Source organism: Bradyrhizobium sp. URHD0069, assembly GCF_000701345.1.
Classification (GTDB): domain Bacteria; phylum Pseudomonadota; class Alphaproteobacteria; order Rhizobiales; family Xanthobacteraceae; genus Bradyrhizobium.
In genome coordinates, this window is record NZ_JNIJ01000101.1 from 1 (window position 1) to 5,110 (window position 5,110).

At 61.0% G+C, this 5,110-nt stretch carries 6 protein-coding genes; 1 reads left to right on the forward strand and 5 read right to left on the reverse strand.

Features of this window, described 5'->3' with window-relative positions:
* Positions 1-275: transposase (locus N554_RS0130130; RefSeq protein WP_029586844.1), on the forward strand; the 275-nt coding region annotated here is incomplete at its 5' end.
* A gap of 30 nt (positions 276-305) precedes the next feature.
* Here N554_RS0130130 and N554_RS0130135 read toward each other — a convergent pair.
* From N554_RS0130135 to N554_RS0130155, 5 genes are all read right to left on the reverse strand, one after another.
* Positions 306-1,538, reverse strand: coding sequence for an MFS transporter (locus N554_RS0130135; protein ID WP_029586845.1), 1,233 nt, complete (start codon positions 1,536-1,538; stop codon positions 306-308).
* A gap of 116 nt (positions 1,539-1,654) precedes the next feature.
* Positions 1,655-2,017, reverse strand: coding sequence for a nuclear transport factor 2 family protein (locus tag N554_RS0130140; RefSeq protein WP_029586846.1), 363 nt, complete (start codon positions 2,015-2,017; stop codon positions 1,655-1,657).
* 24 nt (positions 2,018-2,041) lie between these two features.
* Complete coding sequence (locus N554_RS0130145; RefSeq protein WP_029586847.1) at positions 2,042-3,286, reverse strand: MFS transporter; 1,245 nt, start codon at positions 3,284-3,286, stop codon at positions 2,042-2,044.
* A 432-nt stretch (positions 3,287-3,718) separates the two neighbouring features.
* A complete protein-coding gene (locus N554_RS0130150) occupies positions 3,719-4,732 on the reverse strand; it encodes an outer membrane protein (protein WP_245283759.1) in 1,014 nt (337 codons plus the stop codon).
* A 67-nt stretch (positions 4,733-4,799) separates the two neighbouring features.
* The coding region (locus N554_RS0130155; protein ID WP_036054644.1) for an IS30 family transposase at positions 4,800-5,110 on the reverse strand (311 nt) is incomplete at its 5' end.

Genomic DNA, 5,110 nt, shown 5'->3' on the forward strand with positions numbered 1-5,110 from the left:
TGCGCCACATCTTCGCCGACCGCGTCTACCGAGGTCCGAAATTGCTCGAGGCACTCGCCGATCAGGGCAAATGGACCATCGAGATCGTCACCCGCTCGCAGAGCGTGGGAACGTTCAAAGCCGAGCCTCGGCGTTGGGTCGTCGAGCGCACGTTTGCATGGTTCGGTCGCAATCGAAGGCTTGCCAAAGACTTCGAGGCATCCATAGCCAGCGCGGAAGCCTGGGTCCTGATTGCAAGCATCCGCCTGCTTTCCCGCCGCCTGGCAAGAACCTGATATGCCAATGACCTATTTTGAGTCAGACTCTCAGGATGAGGACTTCGCGGACCGCCCGCGAACCATGATCAGGACGGCAGCCACCAACTCCAGCCCGATGCAGGCGTAAAACGGCAGGGCGTAGCTTCCCGAGGCGTCGCGCAGCAGGCCGATGACGCCCGGGCCGAACGCATAGGTGATCTGAGTGATCGCGGTGATCAGGCTGACGAGGACGCCAAAGGAGCGGGGATCGAATTCGCGCTGCACGATCAGCGACGGCAGCGTGATCGCGTTGCCGACCGAAAACCCGAACAGCGCACAGGCCGCGATCAGCAACATTTCGTTGCGCGAATTGATGACGATCACGAGCGCCACGGCCTGACTTGCAAACGAGATCGCCGAAGCCAGCCGCTGGTTGAGCCGGTCGATCACGGTCGAGAACAGCACGCGCCCAACCACGGCCATCGCCGTCAAAAACGCGACCGCGGTCGCAGCGTACTCCCGTCCGATCACCGGATCGAGAAACGCAATCAGGTGGACGATAAACCCGACTTGCACAAACAGCACCAGCGCGAACGCAATCGAGACCGTCAGGAAGGCGGTATCGCGAAAGGCCAGCGCGCGCACTTGCGATGCGGAGGGTGCTTCCGCGTCCGCCGCTGCGACGCCGCCGCGGCTGGGCGGCGCCCCGACAAAAAGCAGGATGACCGGGATCATCAGCGCCAGCATCACGATCGCAGCTGCGATCATGGCGCCGGAGAAGCCGAAATGCCCGATCGCGGCTACCAACAGCGGCACGCCGACGATACCGCCAAAACTTGCGCCGTTCAGCGCGAGGCTGATCGCCATGCCGCGCTTCTGATCGAACCAGAGGCCAAGCGTATTGGTGATAATCGCGAGGCTGGTTCCGGCCCAGCCGAATGCCAGCAGGGCATTGACCACATAAAGCTGCCACGGCGCGGTGACCTGGCCGATCATGACGGCGGCCGCCGCCATCGCAACCACGCCGCCGAGCAGGCAGTTGCGCGGACCGAAGGCGCGCACCGCCTCGCTGACAAAGACGACGAGCCCGGCGCCGAACAAATAAAAGAATGTCGTCGCCGACGAAATCAGCCAGGCCGGCCAGCCGTGCAACCGATGCAACTCGGCGAGATAGACGCTCTGGCCGTAGAAGCCGACCCCCCAGCCGAAGGTCGCGACCAGAAAACAGACGGCAACGATCCGCCAGCCGTCATAACGGACCGAAGTCTCGACGCCGGCGATGTGACTGGGTGCGTCCAATATGCGCCTCTTTGTTTTTTAACACGGTCATGGCCGGGACAAGCCCGTCCATGACGACAACAATTAACAGATCAGCAAGCGCAATGCTTCGACCGCCGCCGAAGTGTCCCGCGCCGCCATCATGTCTTCGGCCTGGACGGATCGTAGAAGAAGCGCTCGCGAAATATCTTGTCGCCGCGCCATTCCTGCAGCGCGACTTCATCGATCCGATGCACCTTGCCGGATTTATCGGTCAGCTCGAAAATCCAGTGAATCGCGACATGGTCGCCTTCGACCACGGAGGACATTGCCTTGGAATAGACGTTCGACATGCGCGCCAGCACGCCGCGCTCGTGGGCGACCAGCACGTCGCGGCCGACGCGCGGCGGCGCCGCGTTCTCCTGCATGCTGGAATCTTCGGTGTAATAGCGCTCGATGGCGCCGGCGTGATCGCCGGACTCCACAACGGCGATAAATTCATCCAGGCGTTCTCGCGACGGCATGAACCCTCCTTTTTTCTGAAGCGATCAAATACTCGGATCGGGAAACTCGGATACTAATTGCGATCTCGCTCGCCGCCTGGCGAACGACGCAAACATCAGAACCGTAAGTCCCAGCAGCACCGGCGGAAACACCACCATGTTGACCGCCGACCAGCCGTAATTCGCCAGCAACTGGCCGGACGAGAACGATCCCAGCGCCATCATCCCGAACACCAGAAAGTCGTTGAACGCCTGCACCTTGTTGCGCTCGCGCGGACGGTGTGTCTCCAGCACCAGCGCGGATGCGCCGACAAAGCTGAAATTCCACCCCACCCCAAGCACGATCAGGGTAGCCCAGAAATGCATCGCGGTAACGCCGGACAGTCCGATCACCGCCGCACCCGCCTCAAGCAACAGGCCGGTTGCGACCACCTTCGGCGCCCCGAAGCGCGCGATCAGGGCGCCGGTGAAAAAGCTCGGCCCGTACATCGCAACGATATGCCACTGGATGCCGAAATTCGAATCGCTGACGCTAAGCCCGCATAGTTTCATCGCCAGCGGCGCTGATGTCATCACCAGGTTCATCATCGGGTAAGAGACGATGCCGCAAATCGCCGCCGCGATGAACCGCGGTTGCCGCACGATCTCCAACAGCGGCCGGCCGCCGTGCAGATCGGATGGCGCGGGCTTCGGCGCATCAACGCCCGCGAGAATTGCCATCGCAATCAGCGCCACTGCCGCCTGTACCATGAAGCTGAAGGCGAACAGATAGGGCGGCCAGATGTCCATCGTCCACTGCACGAGCTGCGGGCCGAGCACGCCGGCGAACACGCCGCCCGCCATGACCCACGACACGGCTTTCGGGCGATACCCCGCGCTCGCACCATCGGCGGCGGCAAAACGATAGGATTGCGACACCGCGCCATAAAGTCCGCCGAGGAAAGTCGCGCAGCAAAACAGCACAAACGAAGCGTGCAGGATGGCGAATGACCCGAGCAAGCCGGTCAGCACGCCGCAGCCGGTGCCGATGATGAAAGCGACGCGGCGGCCGTAAGCGCGCGAAATGGCGCCGGTCGGCAGGGTGCCGGCCGCGAGACCAACCACATACATCGAGAGCGGCACGGTCGCGAGCGAGATATCCGGCGCCAGAGTCGCGCCGACAATCGAGCCGGTCGCGAAGATCACGGCCGAGTTCGCGCCGGTCAGCGCCTGCGCCGCGGCGAGGCGCACCACGTTGGACCGAGCGCGCGCGTCGTCGGAAATCTCGTCGGCTGCGGTCACGTCGATCACTGGTTATTCCGCCCGGCGCGGCCAAATGCAATCGGCCGCATCGCCATCGTCTACTATGAATGGCGCTGTCGGCTCAACCGACGCAAACGGGCGCGCGCCATGCGAACGGTGCACATTGGACAGCGCGGGAGCAGCCGCGCAAATCAAATCCGGTACGGCACTGCATCAGCGTCATTGCCAGCCACGATGGCTGTTACTGGATTGCTTCGTCGCTTCGCCCCTCGCAATGACGAGAAGTGGCCTATTCTACTGGCCGCTTTTTGTGTCAGACTCTGAGGTGACACCATCAACGGCGAGCCGGCATTCCCGGAATCACCCCAAAACGGACATGCGACGGACATGACAGAATCGACCAGAACGACCCAGAATCGACATTTGACCAGCAAAAAGCCCCGGATGATGCCGGGGCTTGAGTTGCTGGAGAGAAAAAGATCAGTAACCCGCGCCCACAGGACCGCCGAACTTGTAGTTCAGCCCGACCCGAACGATGTTCGAGCGCAGATCAACTGAGTGGGTAAAGACATTGGCGGGCCAGGCAAACGACGGCACGCCGGTAGTTAGATTGGTACTGGTCGTGCTTGCCCGACCGAGATCGACGTAGAGATATTCGGCCTTAACAGACCAGCCGTTCATCAGGGCGTATTCGCCGCCGACACCAGCTGTCCAGCCATACCGCGTTGTGGAGATCGAGGCCGATTCGTTAGCCGTGTCAGCCGTATCGGTGAAAAGGAAGTTGCTTTTCACATTGGCTATAGCGAGACCACCGGTGCCATAAAGCAAGAAGGCCGGAGTGACGAGAATGCCCGCGCGTCCCCGAAGAGTGAACAACCAGTCCGAGGACGCCGACGAATTGACGGTGAATCCGAACGGTGGGAAGGCGGGATAAAGACCGGTACCGCTAGTTGATCCCTTGACGCCGAAATAGTTGAAGTCCGATTCAATGCCGAGCACGGCGCTGGCGACCTGCCAGTTATAACCGGCAGTCAAACCTCCGGTGAAACCCGAGCTGTTGATGCGTTGGTTGCCGACCGGCGCGATAGGCGGAACGCTGGTGGCGTCAAAATATCCCCCCGGGACGAACACAGTCGCGGTTGCAGCCCTGGACTGATTCCAGGCACCGCCGGCGTTCAGACCGACATAAAATCCGGTCCAGCTATAGACTGGGGCGACCGCAGCAGGCGCCTTGGTATAGGACCGGACCGGAAGGTCGGCCGCCGAGGCGGCGACGGCACTAATAGCCACGGTGAACAGGCAGCAACGAATTTTTTCAAAACAACCCCCAATTGAAAAAACGAAAAATATGCCGGGGTCTACGCGAATCCCTTTCGGTAGGCTGTTACCAAAAAGGAAACACCTCGCAGAATTCAGAGTTTTTGTCCCTCTAAGCTCCTCGGGAAAGAGCGTTTTCAGCTGTCCAACGCGGCGCGCCTGTATGCCTGTAGTCAATAACCGCTGTTGGCACTTTTCCGACCTCGCACGATGTCCGGCTTGAGCCCGGAATGCGCTGGCGAGTTCAACCGATCGCTGCAACACATTCTGCGAACTTCTCAGCCGGCGTCTGATAGAGCAAGGTCTTTCTCGGCCTTTCATTGAGCTGCCTTGCGATGGCACTGAGCTTGGCCTGGCTGTGCAAGGACAGATCGGTGCCGCGCGGAAGATACTGGCGCAGCAATCTGTTGGTGTTTTCGTTTGAGCCGCGCTGCCAGGGAGACCGAGGGTCACAAAAATAGACATCAACCTCGGTGGCCAATGTCAGGCGCTGATGGTCGGCAAGCTCTTTGCCTCTGTCCCAGGTCAGCGACCGGTAAAGCTCGCTGGGCAATC

Bases quoted from the DNA above. Each gene is read 5' to 3' on its own strand.
- N554_RS0130140 (WP_029586846.1), bottom strand. From the start codon at position 2,017: ATGCCGTCGCGAGAACGCCTGGATGAATTTATCGCCGTTGTGGAGTCC.